Source organism: Croceibacterium ferulae, from assembly GCF_003660445.1.
Taxonomy (GTDB): Bacteria; Pseudomonadota; Alphaproteobacteria; order Sphingomonadales; family Sphingomonadaceae; genus Croceibacterium; species Croceibacterium ferulae.
Window position 1 is genome coordinate 1 of record NZ_QZVQ01000031.1, and the last position, 4,491, is coordinate 4,491.

Below are 4,491 nucleotides of genomic sequence, written 5' to 3' on the forward strand. Positions count from 1 at the left end.
GATGGACGATCCAAAGCGCTGGAAGAAGTGGTTGTCGACCCGCCCCGGCAGGCCGCCGCTGCCGTCGAACGCGCTGGCCGGGCTGGCCAGTGCGACGGACACGCCATCGGGCCGGATCAGCCGGGTCCAGATGACATAGGCCCGCCGCTGCCCCGCCTGCAGGCCGGACTGGTACTGGCCGATCAGGCGGCTGGAACGCGGCACCAGGATGCGCATGCCGTCGAAACTGCGCACGTCCTGGCTGACCACGGCACGGACATAGCCTGGCACATCCGTGTTGATCGCGGTTTCCAGCACGGCGGGGATCATGGTCCCCTGCGTCACCGTGGTGCGCGGATCGACATCGGTGCGGGCCACAGCCGGACCGCCACCCACGCTAACACCAGCAAAGCTTGCATTAGGATCAATTGGCTCATTGCCGGGGGCAACGCTGAGGGGTTCTACGGTGTCCGTCATCGGCGAAATGCCTGCATCGAACACGACGGTAGGGCTGCCATAACGGTTTTGCGGTTGGTCCAGACTGGCTGGTGGGTTCGCAAGCACTGGCGACGAGATAGGGTCTGGTGCGATGGCAAAGGATTCGTCATCTAAGGGGGTTATCGCCTCAGGTGGGATGCGTATGTCCGTGACAGGATTATTCGGCATCTCTGGCGCTGAAGTGGGAGGACTAGCTTTCCTTCCATCATTAAGCCCCCACAGGGTCGCTGCGCCCAGCAGCGCGACAAAGCCGATCCCCGCCGCCAAGCCCACCGCGTCGGAGCGTCCCTTGCGGTTCGCTACTGTCGGGTAAGCGGTGCGGCTGGCAAGGTCGATCACGTCGGCAGAGGCGTTCTCGCGTGGGTCGGTGTCCGGCGCCGGATTGCCGTTGGAGCCCGTCGGCGAAATGCGATTGGCAAGTTTCATCGGCGGGTCTCCGTGCTGGCGAGCACCTGGCTGCCGGTTGTTTCAGCGGGTTCGGCGCGCGTGCGCACCGGGCCTTCGTTGAACAAGGTGGCGACATCCTTCGCCGATCGCAGGATGATCTGGCGCGGCACGCCGTCGACCACAATCTTGTCGCCGCGCACGGCGTAGTTCACCGGTCCTTCGGTGCCTTCCAGATCGCGGATCAGGATGGCTGGCATCGGCGTGCCGGCAGGCCAGCTGAGGAAGGTGGCGTCGCCATCATCATAGATCGTGCGCGGCAGCAATTGCGGTTCGCCCTCCGCCCGCCAGGCGCGGTTCAGCCTCGCTGAATCGATCACGGCATAGGGGTCCGTCACCGCGGCGACCTCCAGCGCATTGGGCACCGGCGCCGGCGCAGCGCCGGCCAGCTGCGGCTCGTCGTCCTTCGGTTCCTCCGGATAGGTGAAGGCCAGCAGGTAGGTGGGGTTGCGGTTGGCGGGGCTGGCGACGAGGTCGAACAGATAGGTCCGCTTATCGGTCACCACCGTCATGTTGGTGGCCGCGCGGTCCGCCAGCGGCTTCACGAACAGCAGGTTGGCCCGCTTGTTGGGCGTGACCTGCCAGCTCTGGGAATCGCCGATGGCGACGTTCTCGATATGCTCGTTCTCGGCAAAGCGGATCACCGCCTGCACATTGGCGCGGCCCTGCAGCTGGACCACCTCTTCCGCATTGTAGAAATGTTCCACCAGCCGGCGGTCTTCGGCCCAGGCGGGTTGGGCGGCCGGGACGGTCGCCACAAGCAGGGCGGCGAGAAGGGCAGGGCGGATCATGGTGTGGTCCTGGCTTTGGAGGCGCGGGGCGGCGCGGCACGGAACCGGCTGCCGATGCCGCGGGCACGCGACGGGGCGGCCGGGTCGGCGCTGCTGCCGCCTGTCGCCGCAGCGCCGATGATGCGGGTTTCGCGCGTGGAGATCGTGCCGATGCCGCCGCGATCATTGGCGGCGGATGGCACGCTGGTGGCGTTCATGCGGATCTCCCGCGAAGGCGCAGCAGTGGCGGTGCGGGCGGCACCGGCCGGGCCGGCGGCGACCACCGCACTGGCGGCGCCGCGCGCGGCGGCGGCGGCGGCGGTGGCGCTTTCGCCCTTGTCGGCATCACGGCTGGCCAGGCCGAACACGGTCCAGCCGGCAACCATCGTACCCGCGACCTTCAGCACCATGATCATCAGCGCCATGTGGACCGCGCCGATCATGAAAAAGGCCATGGCCGCGCGGGGCTCGATCTCGCCCGGTACGGTCGTCAGCGCCCGCAGCACCGGCACCGCCAGTTCCAGCATCAGCGAGCCCCCCAGCACCGCGAACAGCGGCGTGATCGCCAGCAGCACCACGCCCTTCAGCCAGCCGGTGAACAGGCCGCGCGTGCCGTTGAACAGCGCCAGCACCACAAAGATCGGCCCCAGCGCCATCAGTATCGCCAGCGCGATCTTGCAGGTGGCGAGCAGGCCGACCGTGCCCAGCAGCAGCAGCGTGGCGCCCAGCCACAGCAGGCCGGGCGGAGAAAAGGTGGAGGTTGCGCCCTCCATCGCCTGATCGCCGCTGGCCTGGATCAGCGCGGCGAACACCACGTCGATCTTGTCGGCGAACACGGTCGTGGCGGAGCCTTCCGTGCCGGTCAGGATGTTGGCGATCTGGTTCGGCGCGCCGATCACCAGATTGTACATCGTGCCCTGATAGGCCGCCCAGCTGGTGGCGAAGGTCAGCACCAGCCCCAGCGTGACCATGCGCGGCGTGAGGGCCGAGATGCCAAGCGTGCTGCGCCCGGTGATCAGGCCGAAGGCGAAGAAGGCGACATACAGCGTCAGCAGGATCGTCAGCGCCGGCAGCAGCGCGCCATCACTGGCGAACAGTCGTCCGAACGCCGCCTGCGACGTGGCGGCGGCGGCGCAATCAACCGCGCGCAGCGAAGCGGCGACACCGCTGCCGACGCCGTCCAGCGCCTCCTGGCACAAGGCCGGGCTCAGGCCGGCGGCGTTCATTCCGCGGCGTCCTGCGCCATGAAGGCCGGAAGGGGGGCAGGCGGTGGGATTGGCAGGTCGGCATAGTCCGGCTCTGCCATGGTGCCGGGCCACGGCTGGTTCGTCAGCAGCGGATACCAGGCGGCCGGGTCGTCACTCACGCTGGCGCGGATCGCATCCAGCCGGCGTACGGTGCTTTCACGGCCGGACAGGATCGTCAGCACCTCGGGCGCACCCGACAGGTCCAGCCGCACCACGACCGACGCATCGGGCTGCCGCACCAGGAAGGCGCGGCTATGCGCGGGCAGGCTGCGGATCAGGCTGAGCTCGTGCTGCGTGAGGCCGAAGCCTTCGCAATAATCCTCTTCCCGGGCGCGGGCATTGGGCATGAACACCATGGTGGCGGTCTGTTCGACCAGCGCGGTGGAGATGCGGCTGTCCAGCGCATCGCGGGCGCTTTGCGTGGCGAAGCCGACCAGCGCGTTGCGCTTGCGCAGGGTTTTCAGCCAGTCGCGGATGCGGGCGGCGAACACCTCGTCATCCAGCGCCTTCCAGCCTTCGTCGATCAGGATCATCGTCGGCTGCCCGTCCAGCCGCTCGTCGATGCGGTGGAACAGATACATCATGGTGGGCGTACGCAGCCGCGGGTTTTCCAGCAGCGCGCTCATGTCGAAGCCCATGACCCGGGTGGACAGGTCCAGCCGGTCGGTGGAATTATCGAACAGCCAGCCATGCTCGCCATCCTCGATCCACGGACTCAGCCGGTCGGCCAGGTCGCCCGGCTGCGGGCGGCGGGTGCCCGACAGCAGCTCGCGGAAGAAGCGCAGGCGGCGCAGATGCGGCGCGTTGGCATAGGCAGCATCGACCGCGCCGGCGATGGTGGACAGTTCCTCCGGCCCTTCCGCCTTCAGCAGCACGCCCAGCCAGTCCCGCAGGAAGGCGCGGGTAGCCGGGCTGTCGGGCAGGGCCATGGGGTTAAAGCCGGTCGGCTCGCCCGCATGGATGCGGTCGTACCGACCGCCAATGCCCCGGATGAACAGCTCCGCGCCGCGATCCTTGTCGAACAGCACGGTGCGCGGGCTGAACTTCTGCGCCTGCGCGGCCAGGAAGTTCATCACCACCGTCTTGCCCGAGCCGGACGGGCCGATGACGGAGAAATTGCCCAGATCACCATGGTGGAAGTTGAAGAAGAACGGCGTCGCGCTGGTCGTTTCCAGCAGCGTCACCGCATCGCCCCAATGGTTGTTCTCCGCCTGCCCCAGCGCGAAGCCGTGCAGGCTGCCGAAGCTCGCCATGTTGGCGCTGGTGATCAGCGCGCGGCGGACGAGATAGCTCTCGTTGCCCGGGAACTGGCCCCAGAAGGCGGGCTCCAAATTGGTGTCCTCCCGCACGGTGATCGCGCCGGTATCGGCCAGCGCGGCGGCGACCGCGGCGGTCGCATCGTCCAGCCGGGCGAGATCCGTCTCGCGCACCAGCACGCTGAGATGATGGTCGCCGAAGATCACCGATCCGCTGCCCAAGCCATCGCGCGCGGCCAGCATGTCGCCGCGTTCAGCCTGCGCCTCCTCGTCGGCGGAGCGCAGGCGGCGGAGCGA

4 protein-coding genes are annotated in these 4,491 nt (G+C 68.1%); all 4 read right to left on the bottom strand.

The annotated features are described in order from the left end of the window. Window positions 1-357 (bottom strand): TrbI/VirB10 family protein (locus D5S08_RS16880; RefSeq protein ID WP_162302021.1); only part of this gene is annotated, 357 nt, incomplete at its 3' end. 542 nt (window positions 358-899) lie between these two features. Continuing rightward, on the bottom strand, window positions 900-1,712 hold the full coding sequence (locus tag D5S08_RS16245) for a TrbG/VirB9 family P-type conjugative transfer protein (RefSeq protein ID WP_121120228.1): 813 nt from the start codon (window positions 1,710-1,712) through the stop codon (window positions 900-902). Continuing rightward, complete coding sequence (locus D5S08_RS16250) at window positions 1,709-2,917, bottom strand: TrbL/VirB6 family protein (RefSeq protein WP_121120229.1); 1,209 nt, start codon at window positions 2,915-2,917, stop codon at window positions 1,709-1,711. Before D5S08_RS16250 ends, D5S08_RS16245 begins: the two co-directional genes overlap by 4 nt. Then, window positions 2,914-4,491: VirB4 family type IV secretion/conjugal transfer ATPase (locus tag D5S08_RS16255; protein WP_479680441.1), on the bottom strand; the 1,578-nt coding region annotated here is incomplete at its 5' end. The genes D5S08_RS16250 and D5S08_RS16255, both read right to left, overlap by 4 nt.